The following is a 21,940-nucleotide window of genomic DNA, read 5'->3' as shown; positions in this document are numbered from 1 at the left end:
TCAGCTCCCCACCTTCGCCGGGCCTGACCGGCCGATCGCGTCCGCCGGACCGGGCTTCCCGGCCTCATGGGAGTCCAGGACCTCACCGGAGGCGGCACGGGACAGGCGCGACGTACGGGACGGGCCCGACGGACGTATTCGGGTCCAGGGCGTCAGCAGCCGCTGGACCCCCAGCAGCAGCAGATCGGCGACGACCGCCAGCAGCACGCACAGCACGGACGCCGTCAGCACCTGTGCCTTGAAGAAACTCGGCAGCGCGTCCTCGATGAGATTGCCGAGTCCGCCCCGCCCGACGATCGAACCGACCGTGGTCAGCGCGATCGTCGACACCGTCACTATCCGCAGACCCGCCATCAACGCGGGCAGCGCCAGCGGCAACTCGACTTCCCAGAGCAGCCGCCCCGGTCCGTACCCCATCCCGCGCGCCGCTTCCCGGGCCTCTTCCGGTACCGATTCCAGACCCGCCATGATGTTCCGCACGAGAATGGTCAGCGAATACAGCACCAGACCGGTGATCACGAGCCCCGCCGACAGCCCGAACAGCGGCAGCAGCAACGAGAACAGCGCCAGCGAGGGAATCGTGTAGAGCAAGGTCGTCAGCCCGAGCACCGGTCCGGCGAATGAGGGCCTGCTCCGTGCCAGCAGTGCCAACGGAAATGCCACCACCAGCCCGATGACGACGGACACCACGGTGATCCACACATGCTGGACCGTGGCATCGGTCAAGTCCTGGCTACGGGAGCGGAGATATTCCCCGCAGATCCAGTCGTTCGCCGCCAGGCATCCCTGCGCGTTCATCCACTCCGCCTCCCCCGTCTTCCGGCTTCCTTCGTCTTGCATCACCTATGTCCGGCGACCTTATCCCCGACCACTGACATTCGCGGAAGCCCGCCACATTCCAGCAACATGGCCTTCACACAACACGCCGCACAATGGGGAACCATGATCCGATTCGAGCACGTCACCAAGCGGTACCCGGACGGCACAACCGCCGTCGACGATCTCTCCTTCGAGGTCTCCCAGGGCGAACTGATCACGCTCGTCGGACCTTCCGGTTGCGGCAAGACGACCACCATGAAAATGGTCAACCGTCTCATCGAACCGACCGAGGGGCGCATATTCGTCGACGGGGACGACATATCCGCCATCGACCCGGTCCAGTTGAGGCGCCGTATCGGCTATGTCATCCAGCAGGTGGGCCTGTTCCCGCACAAGACGGTCCTGGAGAACACCGCGACCGTCCCGCATCTTCTCGGCTGGCAGCGCGGCAAGGGCCGTGAGCGCGCCGCCGAACTCCTCGACCTGGTCGGGCTCGACCCGTCCGTCTACGGCGACCGCTACCCGGAGCAGCTCTCCGGCGGCCAGCGCCAGCGCGTCGGCGTGGCCCGCGCGCTGGCCGCCGACCCGCCCGTCCTGCTGATGGACGAGCCGTTCGGCGCGGTCGACCCGGTCGTACGCGACCATCTCCAGAGCGAGTTCCTGAAGCTTCAGGCCGCCGTGCGCAAGACGGTGCTGTTCGTCACGCACGACATCGAGGAGGCCGTCCGCCTCGGCGACCGTATCGCCGTGTACGGGCAGGGCAGGATCGAGCAGTTCGACGCCCCGGCCGCCGTGCTCGGCGTCCCCGCCACCCCGTACGTCGCCGATTTCGTCGGCGCCGACCGCGGTCTCAAGCGGCTCTCGGTCACGCCCATCGAGGAGGGCGACCTCGAACAGCCGCCCGTACTCCACCTGGAAGACCCGCTCGGACGCGCCGCGGCGAAGCTCGCCGAGGACGGCGCGCGCTGGGCCGTCGTCCTGGACTCCCAGGACAATCTGCACGGCTGGATCTCCACAGACCAGACGGGGGCGTCGGGGACCGTACGCGAACACGCCCGCCGGATGGAGGCCTGGCTGCCCGTCGGCGCCTCGCTCAAGCAGGCGTTCGCCACGATGCTCCAGCACGACGCGGGCTGGATCGCGGTCATCGACAAGGAGGAGACGGGACGGTTCCTGGGGGTCCTGACCCCGGCCCGGCTGCACGAGGCGCTGCGCCGGTCGATCGACGCGGACGCCCAGGCCATCCCCCGTACCGACGTGCGCCTGGAGACCGTCGACAAGGTCTCCGCCTCCTGAGGAGAGGAACGGGAGGAGAGGGGGCGCGGGGCCTACTCCGCGCTGAGCCGCCCGCTCAGCCACTCCAGCGCCGACGGGATCTCCCGCCGCCAGGTGTTGAAGTTGTGCCCGCCGCTGTCGAGGATGATCGACGAGACGTGCGCGGGCGCCCTGACCTTGCTGATGAACCGCTCCGTGGACCTGAGGTTCCCCTCCCCCGACCTGGAGCTGGTGACGAGAAGCGACGACCTGCCCTGCGGCAGGTGGTCCAGGCTCCACATCAGGTCGGCCCGGTTGCGCAGCGCCTTCCTCCCCTGGAAGAGGTCGCCCGTCGTCGGGTCCTCGGCCGCCTTGTAGTACGCGGAGAGCCCGACGCCCGCCGCGTACCGGTCCGGGTGGTGCAGCGCGATCTTCAGGGCGCAGTAGCCGCCGGTGGAGTTGCCGATGATGCCCCAGTGCCGCGGCCCGGTCCCGACGCGGTACGTCTTCGAGATCACCCCGGGCAGATCCCTGGCGAAGAACGTCTCGGTCAGCGGGCCGCCGGGGATGTCCACGCATTCGGTGTCCCGCGGCGGCGCCACGGTGGGACGCAGCATCACCAGGACCATCGGCTGCGTCTTGCCGACCTTGGCCAGCTGCCAGGCCGTCGTCGGGTAGTTCAGCCCCTTGATCAGGTTGTCCGCGATGCCCGGGTAGCCGGTGAGCACCACGGCGGCCGGGAAGTGCCGGCGCGCGAACTGCGGCCGGAAGTACTCGGGGGGCAGATAGACGTACGCGCTGCTGTCGATCCCCGATTCCGGTCCGCCGAGGACGATCTTCTGGATCTGCCCGGCCACCGAGGGCCGCGTGCCGCCCGGGACGGGTGCCCGCCGCGTCTCCATGACCGTGAGGTGCCTGCCGCCGGCCGAGTGGTCCACGACCGCCCCCAGAGACTGCTGCCGGCCGAAGAGATCCGCCCAGGAACCGTAGAAGAGGAACGAGCTGTTCGCGGCGAGGCCGACCGCGGCGAAGAGCGCCACCTGGGTGGCGAACAGCAGGCCGACCCGGCCGAACACCGCGCGTGGCGTACGGCGGGACAGCCTCGGCCAGAGCCAGACCGTGGCGACGAACAGCAGAACGGCCAGCAGAATGGCCAAGGCCAGGACTTTACGGCTGGTAAGACCCATGGTGACCGAGCCTTCTCCTCTTGAGATTTTCCCGAATGCGGAGGAACCCGCTCCCCGAAAGCCTCGTCCTAGAGGTCGCGAAATGTCCGGCACCGCGCGGAAGAAGCGATCCTGGACGCCACAATCTCTCGCGGAGCCACGGGAAGCGATGTCTGTGACGCTAGATGGGGATAAATCGGGATCGGTTCCGGTTCGGGCCCGGCGGCCTCCAGGGATACCCCCGGGCCGGGTGACACCCCGTCTGGCCCACCGAGCGCGGCGGCTGTTCCGCGGACCCCGGCCCGAGGCCGTCCCCGCGCTGGTCGGTACCGCCTGCTCCGTCATCGGGCTGATCGACATCGCCGCCGGGGTCTTCCCCCGCTTCCGCCACAGCCGGATGCACACCCTCGCCGAGGTCCTGCCCGGGGCGCTCGGCCCCTTCGCCGCCGCGCTCTCCCTGAGCGCCGGCGTACTCCTGCTGCTGCTCGCCCACGGCCTCAAGCGCCACAAGCGCCGCGCCTGGCGCGCCGCCGTCGTGCTGCTGCCCGTGGGCGCGGTGGGGCAGTTCACCTACCGGCACTCGCTCGCCGGTGTCGTGCTCTCGCTGGTCCTGCTCACCCTGCTGGTACGGCACCGGCGCGAGTTCGCCGCCCTGCCCGACCCGCACAGCCGCTGGCGGGCCCTGGCGAACTTCGTCCTGATGGGCGCGGGCTCCATCGGCCTCGGTCTGATCATCGTCAGCGCCCATCCGCACCGGATCCTCGGCGACCCCAGCCTGACCGACCGGCTCGAACATGTGCTGTACGGCCTGTTCGGCCTCGAAGGCCCCGTCGACTACAGCGGCAGCGTGGACTGGACGGTCGGCGCCTGCCTCGGCGCGCTCGGCCTGCTCACCGCCCTCACCACCGTCTACCTGGCCTTCCGTCCCGAGCACCCGGCCGCGCGCCTCACCGAGGACGACGAACAGCGACTGCGCGCCCTGCTCGCCCTGCACGGCCGCCGTGACTCACTCGGCCATTTCGCGCTCCGCCGCGACAAGGGCGTGGTCTTCTCCCCCAGCGGCAAGGCGGCCGTCTGCTACCGCGTCGTCTCCGGGGTGATGCTCGCCAGCGGCGACCCCATCGGCGATGTCGAGGCCTGGCCCGGCGCCATCGAACGCTTCATGGACGAGGCCAAGGCCCACTCCTGGGCCCCCGCCGTCATGGGGTGCAGCGAGACCGGCGGCGAGGTCTGGACCCGCGAGACCGGACTCGACGCCCTGGAGCTGGGCGACGAAGCGGTGGTGGACGTGCCGGATTTCTCCTTGCACGGACGCGCCATGCGAAACGTACGCCAGATGGTGAAGCGCATCGAGCGCGCCGGCTACGAAACGCGGGTACGGCGCGTCCGTGACCTCTCCGACGGCGAACTGCGGCGTATCCGCCTCGCCGCCGACGACTGGCGCGGCACGGATACGGAACGCGGCTTCTCCATGGCCCTGGGCCGGATCGGCGACCCCGCCGACGGCGACTCGGTGATCGCCACCGCCCACAAGCCGGGCGAGGACACGACAGGACCGTACGGCGACCTGAAGGCCGTCCTCCACTTCGTCCCGTGGGGCACGGACGGCATGTCCCTGGACCTGATGCGCCGCGACCGCTCCGCCGACCCCGGCATGAACGAACTCCTGATCGTCGCCGCGCTGCACGAGGCCCCCGCGCTGGGCGTGGTGCGTGTCTCCCTCAACTTCGCGATGTTCCGCTCGGCGCTCGCCCGGGGCGAGCGGCTGGGCGCGGGACCCGTCCTGCGCGGCTGGCGCGGCCTGCTGGTCTTCCTCTCCCGCTGGTTCCAGATCGAGTCGCTGTACCGCTTCAACGCCAAGTTCCAGCCACGCTGGGAGCCCCGTTACGTCGTCTTCCGCCACAGCGGTGACCTGCTGCGTATCGGCTTCGCCGCGATGCAGGCCGAAGGCTTTGTGACGATGTCGCTGCCCCGCCCCCTGCGCCGCCTCGCCCGCGGCGGGCTCCCGCGCCCGTGCGCACACACCACCGGGGCCACGCCGGACCATGAGGTCCGTACGGCGTAAGGACCTGCGTACGGAGCCTCCTGCGGGGCTTTCGTGCCCGGGAAAGATCGGCGGGACAGCCCTTAGGGTGGGCGTATGAGTACGTTGCGTGGACGGGGCACGGTCGAGGGACTGCCGGAGTGGGACCGCTGCGCGGTCATGGGAGTCATCAACGTGACGCCCGATTCCTTCTCCGACGGCGGCCGCTGGTTCGACACGACCGCCGCCGTCAAACGCGGTCTCGACCTCGTCGTCCAAGGCGCCGACCTGGTGGACGTCGGCGGCGAATCGACCCGGCCGGGCGCGCCCCGCGTCGACGAGGACGAGGAGCTCAAACGCGTCCTCCCGGTCGTACGCGGCCTCGCCTCCGAAGGCGTCGCCGTCTCCGTCGACACCATGCGCGCCTCCGTCGCCGAGCGTTCGGTGGAGGCCGGCGCCCTACTGGTCAACGACGTCAGCGGCGGCCTCGGCGACCCGGCCATGGTGCCCGCCGTCGCCGCGGCCGGAGTGCCCTTCGTGGTGATGCACTGGCGCGGCTTCAGCGAGGAGATGAACAGCCGCGCCGTCTACACGGACGTCGTCGCGGAAGTCGTCACCGAACTGCGCGCACGGATGGACGCCGTGATCGCCGGCGGTATCCCACCCGAGCGCCTCGTCATCGACCCCGGCCTCGGCTTCGCCAAGCACGCCGAGCACGACCTGAAGCTCCTCGCGCACCTCGCCGACCTGCGCTCCCTGGGCCGGCCGCTGCTGGTGGCCGCCTCCCGTAAACGATTCCTCGGCCATGTCCTCTCCGGCGGCGAGGGCTCCCCGCCACCCGCCAGGGAACGCGACGCGGCCACGGCCGCCGTCTCCGCGATCGCCGCCCACCAGGGCGCCTGGGCGGTCCGGGTCCATGAGGTACGGGCCACGAGGGACGCGATCCGCGTCGCGCGCGCGGTCGAGGGCGCCCAGTGACCGCGGGTACGGAGGTCGAGCAGGTCGAACTGGCCAACACCACGTTCTACGACGCCATGGAACACGGCGACTTCGAGGCGCTGTCCGGACTCTGGCTCGACGGCGACGACGAGAGCGTCTCCTGCGTCCACCCGGGCTGGCCCGTGCTCACCGGCCGGGCCGAGGTGCTGCGCTCGTACGCCCTGATCATGGCGAACACCGAGTACATCCAGTTCTTCCTCACGGACGTCGTGGTGTCCGTCTGGGCCGACACCGCCGTGGTGACCTGCACCGAGAACATCCTCAGCGGCGGCCCCGCCGAGGAGAACGGCGACCTGGGACCGCTGGTCGGTCAACTGGTCGTCGCCACGAATGTGTTCCGTCGCACGTCCGAGGGCTGGAAGATCTGGTCACATCACGGGTCGCCCGTACTGGCCGAAACCGATGAGGAACCGGACGACGAGACCCCCGCGTGAGGGGGTGAACAACCCTGGTGGGTTGGCTGGTGGGAGCCGAGGGTAGACGCGGATTCCAACCACGGCGCGCTCCTCCGGTCACCCCCGCGGGAGAGCGCTGCCGAAGTCCGCAGGTAGATTCGAATCAGGGCATCATGCCTCCCGGACGCGGCCGGGTGCCCCGACGACCAACGACAGCAGGAGTGATTCGCGTGGATCGAGTCGCGCTGCGCGGCCTCAAGGCCCGCGGGCACCACGGCGTCTTCCCCCAGGAGCGCGAAGAAGGACAGACCTTCGTCGTGGACCTGGTGCTCGGCCTGGACACCCGTCCCGCGGCTGCCGAGGACGACCTCACCAAAACCGTCCACTACGGAATCGTGGCGGAAGAGGTTGTCGAGATCGTCCAGGGCGAGCCGGTCAATCTGATAGAGACCTTGGCGGAGCGCATCGCCCAGCAGTGCCTCGAGCACGACGGTGTCCAGGAGGTCGAGGTGATCGTCCACAAGCCCGACGCCCCGATCACCGTGCCCTTCGACGATGTGACCATCACCATCACCCGGAGCCGAGTATGACTGTGTTTTCGACTAACGGGCCGCAGAGCGACCCGACCGTACAGCCGGTGCCCGCCTCCGTGGTCGCACAGGTGGACGCGGCGGACAGCACGCTGTCGAACCCGAAACAGGCCGTGGTCTCCCTCGGCTCCAACCTCGGCAACCGGCTGGAGACGCTCCAGGGCGCCATCGACGCCCTGGAGGACACCCCTGGCCTGCGGGTCAAAGCGGTCTCGCCGGTGTACGAGACCGAGCCCTGGGGCGTCGAACCGGGCACCCAGCCGTCGTACCTCAACGCGGTCGTCCTGATCAGGACGACGCTGCCGCCGTCCTCGCTGCTGGAGCGCGGCCAGGCCATCGAGGAAGCCTTCGAGCGGGTCCGGGACGAGCGCTGGGGATCGCGCACGATCGACGTGGACATCCTGACGTACGCGGACGTCGTCTCGGACGACCCGCTGCTGACCCTCCCCCACCCCAGGGCCCATCAGCGCGCCTTCGTGCTGGCCCCGTGGCACGACGTGGACCCTCAGGCCCAGGTGCCGGGCCAGGGCCCGGTGGCCGAACTGCTGACGGACGTCGGCCGGGGCGGCGTGCGGCCCCGCGCCGACCTGGAACTCCGCCTGCCCGAGTAGTCGTTAGGCTCTGCGGAGCGGAGCAGGCGGGTGGCTCGGACCGGGTCGGTCCGGCTCGGTACAGCAAGGCGAAGGGCGGCTTTCTCGGTGAAGCAATTGCGGATCGGCGTCCTCGCCGGCCTGTTCGTGGTGGCGGGCGTGCTCTCGTGGGCCGCCGCCCGGCTCTGGGACTCGTTCGGCACCCTGCCGAGCGTGCCGCTCGCCGCGCCGATCGTCCTCGCGGCGATCGCCACCGTCCTCACCGCGACAGCCCTCTCCCTGCGCGCCCGGCTGAAGGCCCAGCGGGAACGGCGCCCGGACGCGAAGGGCGTGGACCCCATGATGGCCGCCCGCGCGGTGGTCTTCGGCCAGGCCAGCGCGCTGGTGGCGGCCCTGGTCTCCGGCATGTACGGCGGCGTGGGTGTGTTCCTGCTCGGCTCCCTCGACATACCGGCCCGCCGCGACCAGGCCATCTACGCGGGCTTCTCGGTGCTGGCGGGAATCGCGGTGATCGCCGCGGCCTTCTTCCTGGAGCGCGTCTGCAAGCTCCCGGACGACCCGGAGAACGAGAAGAACGGCGCGGCCCCGGCCGGACCCGCGTAAGCCAGGGCCCGCGCCGGAGCCAAGGCCCCGCTGTCGTGGGCGCTTCAGCGGTCGGCCGGCCGGCTCAGCGGGCCATGATCAGACTCATCGCTTCCGCACGGGTCGCGGGATCACGCAGCTGGCCACGGACCGCCGAGGTGATCGTCTTTGCCCCCGGCTTGCGTACCCCGCGCATGGTCATGCACATGTGCTCGCACTCGACGACCACGATCACCCCCCGCGGCTCAAGGATCTTCATCAGGGAGTCGGCGATCTGCGTGGTCAGCCGTTCCTGGACCTGCGGCCGGCGGGCGAAGACGTCCACCAGCCGGGCCAGCTTCGACAGTCCGGTGATCTTCCCGTCGGCCGACGGGATGTAGCCGACATGGGCGACCCCGACGAACGGGACCAGATGATGCTCACAGGACGACATCACTTCGATGTCCTTCACGAGGACCATCTCGTCATGACCGAGGTCGAACGTCGTCGTCAGGACGCCTTCGGGCGTCTGCCGCAGCCCAGCGAATATTTCCCGGTACGCGCGCGCCACCCGGCCGGGAGTCTCCAGCAGGCCCTCACGGTCCGGGTCTTCCCCGACCGCGATCAGCAGCTCACGCACTGCGTTCTCGGCCCGCTTCTCGTCGAACTCGCGCACCGGGGTCTCCCCCTTCAGCGTCACCGGGTCGGTCATGTGTGCCTCGTTCCTGTGCGGTCCATGGGGCGAGGCAAACGAAAGCCGCGCCCCCACAGGCTAAAACCTGGGGAACGCGGCATCCATTCCGGGCCTGGTGAGGCGCCCGGGATCAGCTCTCCGGACGGTCCTCGGGGACCGCTTCGGTGGGCGTTTCGCCGTTCGTCACCGCGGGGATCCCGCCGTTCGAACCGGACGCGCCGTTGGTCAACGCCAGCTCCTTGGGCGAGAGAACCGGCGGCCGCGTCGAGGGTGTACGACGCGAGGAGCCGGTCCACGCCGGGCGGGACGGGCGCTTCACGATCGTCGAGAAGACCTCGGCGATCTGGTCCTTGTTGAGCGTCTCCTTCTCCAGGAGCTGAAGGACCAGATTGTCGAGAACGTCGCGGTTCTCGACGAGGATCTCCCACGCCTCGTTGTGCGCGGTCTCGATGAGCTTCTTGACCTCTTCGTCGACCAGCGCCGCGACCTCTTCCGAGTAATCGCGCTGATGCGCCATCTCCCGGCCGAGGAACGGCTCCGTGTTGTCGCCGCCGAACTTGATCGCGCCGAGCCGCTCGGTCATGCCGTACTGCGTGACCATCGCGCGGGCCGTGGCCGTGGCCTTCTCGATGTCGTTGGCCGCGCCCGTCGTCGGGTCGTGGAAGACCAGTTCCTCGGCCGCGCGCCCGCCCAGCATGTACGCCAGCTGGTCGAGCATCTCGTTACGCGTGGTCGAGTACTTGTCCTCGTCGGGCAGGACCATGGTGTAACCCAGGGCCCGGCCTCTCGACAGGATCGTGATCTTGTGAACCGGATCGGAGTTCGGAGATGCCGCGGCGACCAGGGCGTGACCGCCCTCGTGATACGCGGTGATCTTCTTTTCCTTCTCGGACATGATCCGGGTCCGCTTCTGCGGGCCCGCCACGACACGGTCGATCGCCTCGTCCAGGAAGTGGTTGTCAATCAGCTTCCCGTCGCTGCGCGCCGTCAGGAGCGCTGCTTCGTTCAGCACGTTCGCCAGGTCCGCGCCGGTGAAGCCGGGCGTACGACGGGCAACCGCGCCCAGATCGACGTCCGGAGCGACCGGCTTGCCCTTCTGGTGGACCTTGAGGATCTCCAGCCGGCCCTGCATGTCCGGGCGGTCGACGGCGATCTGCCGGTCGAAGCGGCCCGGACGCAGCAGCGCCGGGTCGAGGATGTCGGGCCGGTTCGTGGCGGCGATCAGAATGACGCCGCCCTTCACGTCGAAGCCGTCCATCTCGACGAGCAGCTGGTTCAGCGTCTGCTCGCGCTCGTCGTGGCCACCGCCGAGACCCGCACCACGGTGCCGGCCGACGGCGTCGATCTCGTCGACGAAGACGATCGCCGGAGCGTTCGCCTTGGCCTGCTCGAAGAGGTCACGCACACGGGAGGCACCGACACCGACGAACATCTCGACGAAGTCGGATCCGGAGATCGAGTAGAACGGCACCCCGGCCTCACCCGCGACGGCGCGGGCGAGCAGCGTCTTGCCCGTACCGGGCGGGCCGTAGAGCAGCACACCCTTCGGGATCTTGGCGCCGACGGCCTGGAACTTCGCCGGCTCCTGGAGGAACTCCTTGATCTCGTGGAGTTCCTCGACCGCCTCGTCGGACCCCGCCACATCGGAGAAGGTCGTCTTGGGAGTGTCCTTGGTGATGAGCTTGGCCTTGGACTTCCCGAACTGCATGACCCGGGAGCCGCCGCCCTGCATCTGATTCATCAGGAACAGGAAGACCACGACGATCAGGACAAAGGGCAGCAGCGAGAACAGCACCGAGACGAACGGGCTCTGCTTCGACGGCGAGACCGTGTAGCCCTTGCTGATATCACCGTTCTGGAACTTTTTCTGCAGCGTCGAGGCCAGCGACGAACCCTGGTTGCCGATGTAGCTGGCCTGGATCTTGTCGCTGCCCTTGATCTTCTGGCCGCCCTTGAGGTCGACCTTGATGATCTGATCGTCACCGGTGGTCAGTTTGACCTGCTCGGCCTGGTTCTTGTCGATCGCCTGGACAACCTCGCCGGTGTCCACCGTCTTGTAGCCGCCCGACGAGCCGACGACCTGCATCAACACGACCACGGCGAGGACGGCCAGCACGATCCACATGACCGGCCCACGGAAGTATCGCTTCACGTCCATCCATACGAGGCGAAGTCGCCCCGTCCCTCCTGCCCGTAGGTAAATGCTGCTGTGTGAAAAAGAGTGTTCTTCGGACGGTACCTCAGCATCGTCACCCGCGACCGCACGGGACAGCTGACAAACCCGTCTTCCCATGCTTCAACGGCGCGAAGCGGTCCGGGGTTCCCGGCAACGGCGAAGCCTTTCCGAAATGCTTCGCCGCTCGACCGGGCTCCACGAGACTCGGCGGAGCTTCCGGAGCCGTGGGATCCGGCCGATCTTGTCGAGCCGGACCTATCCGCCGTACACGTGCGGTGCGAGCGTGCCGACGAAAGGAATATTGCGGTACTTCTCCGAGTAATCCAGCCCGTATCCGACAACAAACTCATTGGGAATGTCGAAGCCGATCCATTTCACGTCGATCGCGACCTTTGCGGCATCCGGCTTACGGAGCAGGGTGCAGACCTCCAGCGAGGCCGGCTCCCGTGAACCGAGGTTGGAGATCAGCCACGACAGGGTCAGACCCGAGTCGATGATGTCCTCGACGATCAGGACGTGCTTGCCCTTGATGTCGGTGTCCAGGTCCTTCAGGATCCGGACCACACCGGAGGACTGGGTGCCCGCTCCGTAGGAGGAGACGGCCATCCAGTCCATCGTCACGGGGGTGGACAGGGCGCGTGCCAGGTCCGCCATGACCATCACGGCGCCCTTGAGGACCCCGACGAGAAGCAGATCCTTGCCTGCGTACTCCGCGTCGATCTTCGCGGCCAGGTCGGCCAGCTTCGCGTCGATCTCTTCCTTGGTGATGAGCACCGACTGAAGGTCGTCGCCCATGTCCTTGTCGTCCACCCGCATCACTTTCGTTGTCGGCCTGGGTCCTGGGTCCGAGGACCCGGGAGACACAGCCGTAGCGCATCAGCCGTCACGCGTCGGCGCTTCAGCCCTGCCGGATGACCAGTCTGCCACCCTGCCGCCTGGCCTCCACGCGGCCGGGCAGGTTGATGGCCCCCTGGCCGCGCCAGCCCGTGATCAGGCGGTCGACCTCTTCGATGTGACGGGCGAACAGCGAACCGGCGGGGGATCCCTCGTCGATGACCGCCCGGCGCAGCACCCGGCGGCGGACGGCGGCCGGCAGTGCGTACAGCCGGGCGCACACCAGCTGCCCCGCCTCGTCCCGCACCACGCCCTCCGCGTCGGCGGCCCAGGCGTCCAGGGCGTCGGCGTCGTCGCGGGAGAGCTGTGCCGTACGGGCGAGGGCCTCGACGACGCCTTTGCCGAGCGCCTTCTCCAGGGCGGGCAGGCCCTCGTGGCGCAGTCGCGAGCGGGTGTACGAGGGGTCGGCGTTGTGCGGGTCGTCCCAGACGGGGATCGACTGGACCAGGCAGGCCTTGCGGGCGGTCTGCCGGTCGAGCTGGAGGAAGGGGCGGCGGTACCGGCCGGCCGCTCCCGCGACGGCGGCCATTCCGGACAGGGAGCGGGTGCCGGAGCCTCGGGCGAGACCGAGCAGGACGGTCTCGGCCTGGTCGTCGCGGGTGTGGCCGAGCAGGACGGCCGCCGCCCGGTGGCGCTCGGCGGCGGCGTCGAGGGCTCCGTAACGGGCGTCCCGGGCGGCGGCTTCGGGGCCTCCGTCGCGGCCTACGGTCACGGCGACGGATTCGGCGGGGTCGAGCCGCATGGAGCGGAGCCGGGCGACGAGTTCGGCGGCGCGGAGTCCGGAGCCCGCCTGGAGGCCGTGGTCGACCGTGATGGCACCGGCCCTGACGGAGAGTTTGGGGGCCTCGAAGGCGAGGGCGGACGCGAGCGCCATGGAATCGGCGCCGCCGGAGCAGGCGACGAGCACGAGAGGCGGCTCGCCGGAGGGGGGGAGCGAGGTGGTGGCGGAGGCTTCCGTCCGCCCGGTGAGAATGTCGTGGAGTACGCGGCGGACCGCCAGGCGTATCGCCGCGACCGCAGGATGGGGACCCATATCCGGTGCCCTTCGTGATGTTTTTCGGGGGGTGCCTCGGTCGGAGTCAGGACGGAGACCGTCACTCAGAGTGCGTCGATGGTGACAGAGCCGAGCCATTACCCGAGCATCGCACGCCTATCCCTCACCCACGGTCCCTCGGATGGGTGATACCTGAGGCGTTCTTATGCTCCGAGCCCGATCCGGCTCACGAATCTGCCTTACGGTGCACCCGCGCGACCCAGTCCGCCGGTTTGGCGATCTCCGCCTTTGTCGGAAGGGTGTTCGGCGAGGTCCAGACCCGGTTGAAACCGTCCATGCCGACCTCCTCGACAACGGCCCGTACGAACCGCTCCCCGTCCCGGTACTGGCGCAGCTTGGCGTCGAGGCCGAGCAGCTTGCGCAGTGCCTGGTCGAGGCGGCTGGCGCCGCGCGCCCTGCGCTGCTGGAACTTCTCCCGGATCTCGGCGACCGAGGGCACGACCTGCGGTCCGACCCCGTCCATCACATAGTCGGCGTGGCCTTCGAGCAGGGACATCACGGCGGTGAGCCGGCCCAGGATCTCGCGCTGCCCGGGGGTCTGTACCAGCTCGACGATGCTGCGGCCGGTGTCGTTCTCCTCGCCCTCGGGGCGGCCACCGGCGAGCGACTGGGCGGCCTCGCGGAGCCGTTCGACCACGGTCATGGGGTCGACCTCGGTCTCCTCCAGGAAGGACTGGATCTCTCCCTGAAGGTGGTCCCGCAGCCAGGGCACGCCGGTGAACTGGGTGCGGTGGGTCTCCTCGTGCAGGGCGACCCAGAGCCTGAAGTCGTGGGGATCGACGTCCAGTTCACGCTCGACGTGGACGATGTTGGGGGCGACGAGCAGGAGTCGGCCGCCGCCGTCCGCGGCCGACGGGAGATCACGGGTTGCGGGGGCGAACGTCTCGTACTGGCCGAGGACCCGGGACGCCATGAACGACAGCAGCATGCCCAGCTCCACGCCGGTCACCTTGCCTCCGACGGCGCCGAGCACGGCTCCGCCGGGGCCGCTGGAGCGACGTTCCTGCATCTTCTCGAACAGGGGCTTGAGCAGCTCGCGGAATCCGGCGACATTGGCCTTCACCCAGCCGGCCCGGTCCACGACCAGGACGGGGGTGTCGACCGGCTCATGCCCGTCGGGGATCATCCGCGTGTACGCGCGGACGTGCTCCTCAGACGCCTTGGCATGCCGCCGCAGCTCGGCGACGATCTCGCGCGCCTCGTCCCTGGTCACTTCCGGCCCCGGCCGCACCAGGCGGGTCGCGGTCGCCACCGCGAGATTCCAGTCGACCATCTCGGCACCACCGATGCTCGTCATGCGTCAACCGTACGTGGTCGGCCCGGAGAGCGGTGAGGTGTCGGGGGCCCGGATTTTCCCCTATGCCGACCCTGTGACACCCCTGTGCCGTGCTGTGCCGTCCCCTTACGGGATCGTCGGCCGTTTGCCGGTCGCGGGATGGTCGGCCGTGTTCCGGGGACGGAATCGCCTGCCACGTATCGGCCACGGGATCACCTGCCGCGTACCGGGGACTCCCTCTCGTACCCGTACGGCGAACGCCCCGAGCCGCACGGGCACGACCCTCGATCCGGCCCGGGTTTCGGCCCCGTATTCGGCCCCGTACCGGTTGGGCTGTCGGAGCGAGCGTGGCCGAGGGCCGCCGGAGAGTCCGCCGTGGTCGAGCGCGTCCGTCAGGAGCGCGTCCGTCAGGGCTTGCGCGGGGGTGCCTTCGGGTCCTTCGGGGCCTTCGGGGCCTTCGTGTCCTTCGGGGCCGTCTTCGGGACCAGGGCCGCGGACAGCCGGTCCAGGGCCGCCTGCGCGGCGCCCGGCTCCGGCGTGGAGCCCGCCATGAAGGCGAAGGCCAGCAGCCGGCCCCGCCGGTCGACGACCGTACCGGCCAGGGTGTTCACGCCGGTGAGCGTGCCGGTCTTGGCCCGGACGAGTCCGGCGGCGGGTGCCTCGTCCCCGTACCGGCCGCGCAGGGTGCCGCTGAAGCCGGCGATGGGCAGACCGGTCAGGACGGGACGCAGCTCCGGGTGTGCCGGGGAGGCGGCGCGTGCCAGCAGGGCGGTGAGCAGCGCGGCGCTGGCCCTGTCCTTGCGGTTCAGGCCGCTGCCGTCGGCGAAGCGGGTACCGCCCAGCGGCAGTCGGAGCTTGCCGAGCCGGGCCGTGACGGCCCGTCCGGCGCCCTCGAAGCTCGCGGGCTCGTGCGCGGCGATGGCGGTCTGGCGGGCCAGGGACTCCGCGATGTCGTTGTCGCTCTCGGTCAGGGCCCGTTCGACCAGGGCCGAGAGCGGGCGCGAGTAGGTCCTGGCGAGAGGTTTCGCGCCCTTGGCGGCCCTGCCGGAGGCGGGGGCCGCCGTGACGCGGATGCCGCGGTCGCGCAGCAGCCCGGTGAAGGCGTCGGCGGCCCCGCGGGCCGGGTCCTTCTCGCGCGGAGCGGGCCCGTTCCTGGATTTGTCGAGGCGGCCCTGTTCGACCATCAGGGGGACGACGGGGGCGATGTTGTCGTTGGGGCCGATGGAGTGTTCACGGGGGCCCGTGTAGCGGGAGGTGTCGTATCCGACCTTGACGGAGGTGACGCCCCGGTCGCGCAGGGCGCGGGCGGTGTCGTCCGCCAGGGCGCGCAGGCCCGCGCGGTCCAGGGTGGCGTCGCCGCCGCCGACGAGGGTGAGTGTCCGGCCCTTCGGGGTGGCCGCGACCGTCGTGGCGATGCGGTGGTCCGGGCCGAGCGCGGAGAGCGCGGCGACCGCCGTCGCGATCTTGACCGTGGAGGCCGGGGTCATCGGCTTGTCGGCGGCCCTCCCGTACAACCGCTCGCCGGTGACGGCGTCGACGACGGACGCCGTACGCGTCCGGCCGAGTTGGCCGTCGTCCATCAGTGGCCCGAGCTTCTTCTCCAGGTCCGCCGACAGGTCCACGGGTGCGGCGGCGCGCGCGTCGAGCGCCGGGAGTACGCCGGCGGCACTGGGGGCAGGCGCGGGCGCGCCGGGGGCGCTCGCGTCGTGATGTGCGCCACCCGTTCGGCTCTGAGCGACCGCCCAGTCCCGCTCGGCCTTACGCTGACCCGAGTCCCAGGGGCCGGCCGCACCCACCGCACCGGCGGCGAGGCTGAGACCGACGACGACAGAACCCGCCGTGAGCTGCCACACTTTCGGCTCAAGCACGGTTGACCAGCCCCTTTCGCGATCACACTGCTGCGTGGGGGACACTTAATCACTGCGCCTTGCCACGAGCACGGCACCCTGGCCCCGTGGCCGGGGGGTCTCCTCCGCGAAGACGCACCATTACCTGACAAATGTGTTGATCATGGAGGAGCCACTCGTGGAGTTCGACGTCTTCATCGAGATCCCTAAGGGTTCGCGGAACAAGTACGAGGTGGACCACGAGACCGGTCGGATCCGCCTGGACCGTCGCCTCTTCACCTCGACCAGCTACCCGGCCGACTACGGCTTCGTCGAGAACACCCTCGGCGAGGACGGCGACCCGCTGGACGCGCTGGTCATCCTTGACGAGCCGACCTTCCCGGGCTGCCTCATCAAGTGCCGCGCCATCGGCATGTTCCGGATGACGGACGAGGCCGGCGGCGACGACAAGCTGCTGTGTGTCCCGGCGTCCGACCCCCGGGTGGAGCACCTCCGCGACATCCACCATGTCTCGGAGTTCGACCGCCTGGAGATCCAGCACTTCTTCGAGGTCTACAAGGACCTGGAGCCCGGCAAGTCCGTCGAGGGCGCCGACTGGGTCGGCCGCACCGAGGCCGAGGCCGAGATCGAGGCCTCGTACAAGCGACTTGAGGCCCAGGGCGGCGCTCACTGACCGCGGACTCCACCGTGTGACCGGCGGAGAGCCGGACGGACGACGGGCGGCGTACCTCTCACGGGGTGCGCCGCCCGTCCGCGCGTGTGCCCGCCCCATGTACGTGCCCATACTGGGCAGATGCGTGCCGGGCAGCACGGTTGACGATCGAACACCAGAGCCGCGGGACCGGAAATCGGGACGCAGGAGTGACGGGACTGGCACGACAGGGAATGAGGAAGCAGACAGTGGTGGCCGAGCCGGACGGTTCCGATGACCGTAAGCCTCAGACGGACGAGGCGCGCAGTGCCTTCACCCCGCCGCCCGGGGTGGGTCAGCCACAGCTCCTCGAGGACGACCAGCCGACATCGGAGTTCGCGCTTCCCGAGGGGCTGAGCACGGAGCCGCCCGCCGAGCCCGAGGGTTCGGCCTTCGAGATGCCGGGCGGCGGGCCGGCGGGTGGACCGGGCAGCGGGCCGGGGGGATCGTACGGCGCCCGGCAGCCGTCGTCGGCGTTCACTCCGGCGCACGGCATTCCCATGATCAGGCTCAGCAAAGAGGCGCCTTGGCAGGACCGGATGCGCACCCTGCTGCGGATGCCCGCCGCCGAACGTCCCGTGGTCGAGATGATGCAGCGGCACGACGACCAGCAGGGGCCGGCCGTGCCCCGCGTGCTGGACCTGACGCTGCGTATCGGTGAGCTTCTGCTGGCCGGCGGCGAGGGCGCCGAGGACGTCGAGGCCGCGATGTTCGCGGTCAGCCGCGCGTACGGCCTGGACCGCTGCGAACCGACCGTCACCTTCACGCTGCTGTCGATCTCCCATCAGCCGTCGCTGGTGGACGACCCGGTGACGGCCAGTCGGACCGTACGCCGGCGGGGCACCGACTACACCCGACTGGCCGCCGTCTACACACTTATCGACGACATCACCACCGAGGACACGGATGTCACGCTGGAGGAGGCGTACCGGCGGCTCGCGGAGATCCGCCGTAACCGGCACCCGTACCCCGGATGGGCGCTGACCGTGGCGAGCGGGCTGCTGGCCGGCTCCGCCTCGGTGCTGGTCGGTGGTGGTGTGCTGGTGTTCGTGGCCGCGGCGCTCGGCGCGATGCTCGGTGACCGGCTGGCCTGGCTGTGCGCGGGGCGCGGACTGCCGGAGTTCTACCAGTTCGTGGTGGCCGCGATGCCGCCCGCCGCGATGGGCGTGGCGCTGACCCTGCTGAGCCCGGTCATATCGGTGGAGGGCGGGACCTCCGCGGTGATCACCGGTGGTCTCTTCGCGCTGCTGCCGGGACGGGCTCTGGTGGCGGGGGTGCAGGACGGCCTGACGGGCTACTACATCACCGCCTCCGCGCGTCTGCTGGAGGTCATGTACTTCTTCATCGCGATCGTCACGGGTGTGCTGATCGTGCTCTATCTGGGAGTGCAGCTGCACGCCGAGCTGAACCCGGACGCGGCGCTGAGCCCCTACGAACAGCCCTGGGTGCAGATGTGCGCGGCGGTCGGCATGAGCTTCGCCTTCGCGATCCTGCTTCAGCAGGAACGTTCCACCGTGCTGATGGTGTCGCTCAACGGCGGGGTGGCGTGGGTCGTCTACGCCTCGATGCATCTCACCGGCGACATCTCCCCGGTGGCCTCGACGGCGGTCGCCGCCGGTCTGGTGGGCCTGTTCGGACAGCTCTTCTCGCGGTACCAGTTCGCCTCGGCGCTGCCGTACATCACGGCGGCGATCGGTCCGCTGCTGCCCGGTTCCGCGACGTACTTCGGTCTACTGGGCTTCGCGCAGAACGACCTCGACCGCGGGCTCGCGTCACTGTCCAAGGCGGTGGCGCTGGCGCTCGCGATCGCCGTCGGGGTGAATCTCGGTGGGGAGATCTCCCGGCTGTTCCTCAAGGTGCCCGGGGCGGGCCGGGCGTCGAGCCGCCGCGCGGCCAAGCGGACGCGCGGCTTCTAGGTCCTGTCCGGCTGATCCGACAAGAACGGCGGGACAGGGCCTGGGCCCTGTCCCGCCGTGTTCCACCCCGGGCCGTCTTCGTGGACCAGGCCCGGGGCGTCCGTGTGCCGCGTCAGCGCTTGGCGTGACGGCCGCCGCGCTGGCCACCTGCCGGGTCGTCCGGACCCTCGTCCCCGGCGGCGGCGCCGGAACCGGCGCCGTCCGTCAGAGGCGCCTTCTTGGACTGGGAACGCGCCCGCAGGACCTCGATCACGATCGGCAGCACCGAGATCACCACGATGGCGATCAGGATCATCTCAATGTGCTCGTGAACGAAGTCGATCTTGCCGAGCGCGGCGCCCAGCAGGGTGACTCCCGCGCCCCAGAGGGTGCCGCCGACGACATTGAAGATGATGAACGAGCGGTAGTTCATCCGGCTCACACCGGCGATGATCGGCGTGAACGTCCGGACGATGGGCACGAAGCGGGCCAGGACCAGCGACTTGGGGCCGTACTTCTCGAAGAAGTCGTGCGCCTTCTCCACGTTCTCCTGCTTGAAGAACTTGGAGTCCGGGCGCTTGAACAGCGCCGGGCCGACCTTCCGGCCGAAGAGATAGCCCACCTGGTCACCGATGATCGCGGAGAGCACGATCAGCAGGCAGACGAGCCAGAGCGGGGTGTCGAGCGCGCCGGTCGTCACCAGCAGGCCAGTGGTGAAGAGCAGCGAGTCGCCCGGCAGGAAGAAGCCGATGAGCAGGCCGGATTCGGCGAAAACGATGACCAGGACACCGATCAGCCCGAAGGTCCCGATCAGATAGTCCGGGTCCAGCCAGCTGGGTCCGAGCGCAAGGGTGGTCACGGTTTCCGGACTCCTGAGTCATTGGGTCGGTCGATCGTCGTTCGGCGTGGTCGGCCGCGCACAAGTTATCAACGCCCGCCGACGCCCTCAGGTTCCACCCGCCTCCTTGCGGTCCCGCCGGCCGGCACACTCCGGATGCACTCCGGGCAGAGCGGTACAAAGCTGTCCGTCACAAGGCTTCGAGCAGAGCTTCGGGCGGGACTCCGAGGAGCTTCCGGGAAGGTCGAGGAAGGTGGACACGGATGGGCATCGAGGATTACGGCGGTGGGCAGGGCCCTGGGGTCGACGTCCTGGTCGTCACCACGAACGACGTGCCCGGCTATCAGGTGCGGAGAGTGATCGGCGAGGTCTTCGGCCTCACGGTCCGCTCACGGCACCTGGGGAGCCAGATCGGCGCCGGGCTGAAGTCGATGATCGGCGGCGAGCTCAAGGGGCTCACGAAGACGCTCGTGGAAACCCGCAACCAGGCGATGGAACGCCTGATTGAGCAGGCACGCGCGCGTGGCGCCAACGCCGTACTGATGATGCGCTTCGACGTGGCGGAGGCGGCCGACGTGGGGACGGAGGTGTGCGCCTACGGGACGGCCGTCGTGATCAGCGAGGCTCTGTAGCGGATCGGCGAAGAAGCTCCGTCCTCAGGAAGAAGCTCCGTCCTCAGGAAGAGGCGGCGAGGAGAGAGCGGGGCGCAAGACGGACGGGAAGGACGGGAAGGGTCCGGGAGCCCCGCGGATCCCGTCGGTCAGGGACTTCGCCTGCCACGGGCGCCGCTTTTGTCCCGTTACGGTGAGCGCGTGGCCAACGACGCTCCGTCCGCTGCTCCCGCGCCCTCCGCCCGTACGCTGCTGCCCCTCGTCGTGCCGTCCCTGGTGGTCGGAGTGGCCGCGGCCCTCCTGCTGCTGGGCGTGGACACGCTCGCGGGCGAGTTCAAGGACGTGCTCTGGGGGACGCTGCCCGACGCCCTCGGGATCGGCCGCTACTCCACGCTCTGGATGATCGTGATGCTCACGGCCACCGGGCTCGCGGTGGGACTCGTCGTCCACCGGGTGCACGGGCACGCGGGCCCCGACCCGGCCACCACCGGGCTGGTCGACGAGCCGATGCCCGCCGGGGTGGTGCCGGGGCTGCTGCTGGTCACCGGGCTGGCGCTGGCCGGAGGCGTGAGCCTGGGCCCGGAGAACCCGATCACCGCGTCCAACATCGCGCTCGCCTACTGGCTCGGCCGTAAGGCGGCGCCCGACGCGCCCGCCGCGCTCTGGGTCGCGCTCGCCGCCGCCGGCACGATCGGGGCGCTGTTCGGTACGCCCGTGGCCGCCGCGCTGGTCCTCTCCGAGACGCTCGCCACGAGGCCGGGGCCCGGCTCTCTCTGGGACAAGCTGTTCGGCCCGCTGATCGCGGCCGGCGCGGGCGGTCTCACCACGGTGCTGATCGACCATCCGACGTTCGACCTCGATCTGCCGAGGTACTCGGGCACCCACTGGAGCAGCCTCCTGGCGGCGCTGGTGATCACCCCGCTGGCAGCGGTGCTGGGCATGGCGGCGGTGTACCTGTTCCCCTACGCCCACGCCGCCTTCCGGCGCCTGGGACACCCCGTACTGGCCCTGACGGCGGGCGGGCTGGTGCTCGGCCTGCTGGGGGCGCTCGGCGGGCCGCTGACGCTCTTCAAGGGGCTGGACCAGGTGAAGACCCTGGCCGAGGATCCGGACGGCCGGTCGGCGGGGGCGCTCGCGCTGATGACGGTGGTGAAGCTGGCCGCGATGATGATCGCGGCGGCCTGCGGGTTCCGGGGCGGGCGGATCTTCCCGTCCGTCTTCGTGGGGGTCGCCTTCGGGCTGTGCGCCCACGCCCTCGTCCCGTCCGTACAGATCAGCCTGGGCGTGGCCTGCGGAGTGCTGGGCGTCCTGCTCGCCGTCACCCGGCTGGGCTGGCTCAGCCTGTTCACGGCGGCGGTCCTGGTCGCCGACCCGAATGTGCTCCCCCTGCTGTGCGTGGCCACGCTCCCGGCCTGGCTGCTGGTCACCGGCCGCCCCCAGATGCAGCTCCGCGGGGACGGCACACCGATGCGCTGACCCGCCCCGGCCGGCACGCGGGCGGCGGGCCGCCGGTCCGGCGGGCGCTCCCCGATGTTCGTTCGTATCCTCGCCAGGGGGGACCCGCCAC

At 70.0% G+C, this 21,940-nt stretch carries 20 protein-coding genes; 11 read left to right on the top strand and 9 right to left on the bottom strand.

Annotated features, from left to right (window positions below; all coding sequences use genetic code 11):
- Complete coding sequence (locus ACIOJD_RS32980) at nt 1–798, bottom strand: ABC transporter permease (protein ID WP_401919956.1); 798 nt, start codon at nt 796–798, stop codon at nt 1–3.
- A gap of 144 nt (nt 799–942) precedes the next feature.
- Here ACIOJD_RS32980 and ACIOJD_RS32975 point away from each other — a divergent pair, with 144 nt between their 5' ends.
- Nucleotides 943–2,115, top strand: coding sequence for an ABC transporter ATP-binding protein (locus ACIOJD_RS32975; protein WP_401919955.1), 1,173 nt, complete (start codon nt 943–945; stop codon nt 2,113–2,115).
- Between the two features lie 32 nt (nt 2,116–2,147).
- On the opposite strand, the gene ACIOJD_RS32970 is transcribed toward ACIOJD_RS32975, so the two are convergent.
- Nucleotides 2,148–3,260, bottom strand: a complete 1,113-nt coding sequence (locus ACIOJD_RS32970; protein WP_401919953.1) for an alpha/beta hydrolase — start codon at nt 3,258–3,260, stop codon at nt 2,148–2,150.
- 148 nt (nt 3,261–3,408) lie between these two features.
- Between ACIOJD_RS32970 and ACIOJD_RS32965 the strand changes: the two genes are divergently transcribed.
- The 6 genes from ACIOJD_RS32965 (at nt 3,409) to ACIOJD_RS32940 (ending at nt 8,439) form a co-directional block, all read left to right on the top strand.
- Entirely contained in the window at nt 3,409–5,304 is a 1,896-nt protein-coding gene (locus tag ACIOJD_RS32965; protein WP_401919951.1) for a phosphatidylglycerol lysyltransferase domain-containing protein, read from the top strand.
- A gap of 75 nt (nt 5,305–5,379) precedes the next feature.
- Entirely contained in the window at nt 5,380–6,240 is an 861-nt protein-coding gene (folP, locus tag ACIOJD_RS32960) for a dihydropteroate synthase (protein ID WP_401919949.1), read from the top strand.
- Nucleotides 6,237–6,695: a nuclear transport factor 2 family protein gene (locus ACIOJD_RS32955; RefSeq protein ID WP_401919947.1), complete on the top strand. Its 459-nt coding sequence runs from the start codon at nt 6,237–6,239 to the stop codon at nt 6,693–6,695. The genes folP and ACIOJD_RS32955 overlap by 4 nt, the downstream gene beginning before the upstream one ends.
- Before the next feature lie 191 nt (nt 6,696–6,886).
- Nucleotides 6,887–7,246, top strand: coding sequence for a dihydroneopterin aldolase (folB, locus tag ACIOJD_RS32950; protein ID WP_401919946.1), 360 nt, complete (start codon nt 6,887–6,889; stop codon nt 7,244–7,246).
- Entirely contained in the window at nt 7,243–7,857 is a 615-nt protein-coding gene (gene folK, locus ACIOJD_RS32945) for a 2-amino-4-hydroxy-6-hydroxymethyldihydropteridine diphosphokinase (RefSeq protein WP_401919944.1), read from the top strand. Before folB ends, folK begins: the two co-directional genes overlap by 4 nt.
- 87 nt (nt 7,858–7,944) lie before the next feature.
- Complete coding sequence (locus ACIOJD_RS32940; protein WP_401919943.1) at nt 7,945–8,439, top strand: DUF3180 domain-containing protein; 495 nt, start codon at nt 7,945–7,947, stop codon at nt 8,437–8,439.
- A gap of 64 nt (nt 8,440–8,503) precedes the next feature.
- Here the strand turns inward: ACIOJD_RS32940 and folE are convergent, their stop codons facing one another.
- The 6 genes from folE to dacB all read right to left on the bottom strand — a co-directional run bounded on the left by folE (nt 8,504) and on the right by dacB (nt 16,359).
- Complete coding sequence (gene folE / locus ACIOJD_RS32935; RefSeq protein ID WP_401919942.1) at nt 8,504–9,109, bottom strand: GTP cyclohydrolase I FolE; 606 nt, start codon at nt 9,107–9,109, stop codon at nt 8,504–8,506.
- 112 nt (nt 9,110–9,221) lie between these two features.
- Nucleotides 9,222–11,249, bottom strand: a complete 2,028-nt coding sequence (ftsH, locus tag ACIOJD_RS32930) for an ATP-dependent zinc metalloprotease FtsH (protein WP_401919940.1) — start codon at nt 11,247–11,249, stop codon at nt 9,222–9,224.
- A gap of 273 nt (nt 11,250–11,522) precedes the next feature.
- The gene (hpt, locus tag ACIOJD_RS32925) at nt 11,523–12,083 is read right to left on the bottom strand and encodes a hypoxanthine phosphoribosyltransferase (RefSeq protein ID WP_401889973.1); all 561 of its coding nucleotides are present in this window, start codon (nt 12,081–12,083) and stop codon (nt 11,523–11,525) included.
- Between the two features lie 82 nt (nt 12,084–12,165).
- On the bottom strand, nt 12,166–13,194 hold the full coding sequence (tilS, locus tag ACIOJD_RS32920) for a tRNA lysidine(34) synthetase TilS (protein WP_401919939.1): 1,029 nt from the start codon (nt 13,192–13,194) through the stop codon (nt 12,166–12,168).
- 187 nt (nt 13,195–13,381) lie between these two features.
- Nucleotides 13,382–14,512 (bottom strand): zinc-dependent metalloprotease, encoded by a 1,131-nt coding sequence (locus ACIOJD_RS32915; RefSeq protein ID WP_401919938.1) that lies wholly within the window; start codon nt 14,510–14,512, stop codon nt 13,382–13,384.
- Between the two features lie 386 nt (nt 14,513–14,898).
- A complete protein-coding gene (gene dacB, locus ACIOJD_RS32910) occupies nt 14,899–16,359 on the bottom strand; it encodes a D-alanyl-D-alanine carboxypeptidase/D-alanyl-D-alanine-endopeptidase (RefSeq protein WP_401919937.1) in 1,461 nt (486 codons plus the stop codon).
- 157 nt (nt 16,360–16,516) lie between these two features.
- On the opposite strand from dacB, the gene ACIOJD_RS32905 reads away from it, so the two are divergent.
- Both ACIOJD_RS32905 and ACIOJD_RS32900 read left to right on the top strand, forming a co-directional pair.
- On the top strand, nt 16,517–17,011 hold the full coding sequence (locus tag ACIOJD_RS32905; RefSeq protein ID WP_401890054.1) for an inorganic diphosphatase: 495 nt from the start codon (nt 16,517–16,519) through the stop codon (nt 17,009–17,011).
- A gap of 227 nt (nt 17,012–17,238) precedes the next feature.
- Complete coding sequence (locus ACIOJD_RS32900) at nt 17,239–18,945, top strand: threonine/serine exporter ThrE family protein (RefSeq protein ID WP_401920027.1); 1,707 nt, start codon at nt 17,239–17,241, stop codon at nt 18,943–18,945.
- 112 nt (nt 18,946–19,057) lie between these two features.
- On the opposite strand, the gene ACIOJD_RS32895 is transcribed toward ACIOJD_RS32900, so the two are convergent.
- Nucleotides 19,058–19,783 (bottom strand): DedA family protein, encoded by a 726-nt coding sequence (locus ACIOJD_RS32895; protein ID WP_401919935.1) that lies wholly within the window; start codon nt 19,781–19,783, stop codon nt 19,058–19,060.
- 242 nt (nt 19,784–20,025) lie between these two features.
- On the opposite strand from ACIOJD_RS32895, the gene ACIOJD_RS32890 reads away from it, so the two are divergent.
- A complete protein-coding gene (locus tag ACIOJD_RS32890; RefSeq protein ID WP_401919934.1) occupies nt 20,026–20,394 on the top strand; it encodes a YbjQ family protein in 369 nt (122 codons plus the stop codon).
- A gap of 180 nt (nt 20,395–20,574) precedes the next feature.
- The gene (locus tag ACIOJD_RS32885; protein ID WP_401919933.1) at nt 20,575–21,849 is read left to right on the top strand and encodes an ion channel protein; all 1,275 of its coding nucleotides are present in this window, start codon (nt 20,575–20,577) and stop codon (nt 21,847–21,849) included.
- Nucleotides 21,850–21,940 lie beyond the last annotated feature (91 nt).

Source organism: Streptomyces sp. NPDC088116, assembly GCF_044741745.1.
Classification (GTDB): domain Bacteria; phylum Actinomycetota; class Actinomycetes; order Streptomycetales; family Streptomycetaceae; genus Streptomyces.
This window is presented reverse-complemented; position numbering and strand designations above follow the sequence as displayed.

Bases quoted from the DNA above. Each gene is read 5' to 3' on its own strand.
- ACIOJD_RS32980 (WP_401919956.1), bottom strand. From the start codon at position 798: ATGAACGCGCAGGGATGCCTGGCGGCGAACGACTGGATCTGCGGGGAA.
- ACIOJD_RS32975 (WP_401919955.1), top strand. From the start codon at position 943: ATGATCCGATTCGAGCACGTCACCAAGCGGTACCCGGACGGCACAACC.
- ACIOJD_RS32970 (WP_401919953.1), bottom strand. From the start codon at position 3,260: ATGGGTCTTACCAGCCGTAAAGTCCTGGCCTTGGCCATTCTGCTGGCC.
- ACIOJD_RS32965 (WP_401919951.1), top strand. From the start codon at position 3,409: ATGTCTGTGACGCTAGATGGGGATAAATCGGGATCGGTTCCGGTTCGG.
- folP (WP_401919949.1), top strand. From the start codon at position 5,380: ATGAGTACGTTGCGTGGACGGGGCACGGTCGAGGGACTGCCGGAGTGG.
- folK (WP_401919944.1), top strand. From the start codon at position 7,243: ATGACTGTGTTTTCGACTAACGGGCCGCAGAGCGACCCGACCGTACAG.
- folE (WP_401919942.1), bottom strand. From the start codon at position 9,109: ATGACCGACCCGGTGACGCTGAAGGGGGAGACCCCGGTGCGCGAGTTC.
- ftsH (WP_401919940.1), bottom strand. From the start codon at position 11,249: ATGGACGTGAAGCGATACTTCCGTGGGCCGGTCATGTGGATCGTGCTG.
- hpt (WP_401889973.1), bottom strand. From the start codon at position 12,083: ATGCGGGTGGACGACAAGGACATGGGCGACGACCTTCAGTCGGTGCTC.
- tilS (WP_401919939.1), bottom strand. From the start codon at position 13,194: ATGGGTCCCCATCCTGCGGTCGCGGCGATACGCCTGGCGGTCCGCCGC.
- ACIOJD_RS32915 (WP_401919938.1), bottom strand. From the start codon at position 14,512: ATGACGAGCATCGGTGGTGCCGAGATGGTCGACTGGAATCTCGCGGTG.
- ACIOJD_RS32890 (WP_401919934.1), top strand. From the start codon at position 20,026: ATGGGCATCGAGGATTACGGCGGTGGGCAGGGCCCTGGGGTCGACGTC.